We start from the raw sequence: 240 nt of genomic DNA, 5'->3' as shown, positions 1-240 counted from the left end.
GCAGTTCGTCCAGCTCGCCCTCCATGGTGGTATCCAGCGGGCCCACGCGGTACTTGACGCCGGAATCGGCAATCAGGGCAATGGCGCGGTCGACGTAGGGGATCACGTCTTCGCCCGCGGGGGTGCGTGGAATGACCTGCAGGCTGAGCAATGTCCTGGCCATGATGCAAATTCTCCGGGAGTAAAGTTTCAGTCGGATTCAATCAGGGGAGGCTCGTTCTCGCTACCCGCAATATCGGC

At 60.8% G+C, this 240-nt stretch carries 1 protein-coding gene; it reads right to left on the bottom strand.

From position 1 onward, the window contains the following. Positions 1–163, bottom strand: a 163-nt coding sequence (locus SB754_RS22625; protein WP_410784514.1) for an MTH1187 family thiamine-binding protein, incomplete at its 3' end; no start/stop codon positions are given. Between the last annotated feature and the right edge of the window lie 77 nt (positions 164–240).

The organism is Leifsonia sp. SIMBA_070 (assembly GCF_046534635.1).
GTDB lineage: Bacteria > Actinomycetota > Actinomycetes > Actinomycetales > Microbacteriaceae > Leifsonia.
Note: the sequence above shows the minus strand (reverse complement) of the source record. Positions and strands in the feature narration are given on the sequence as shown.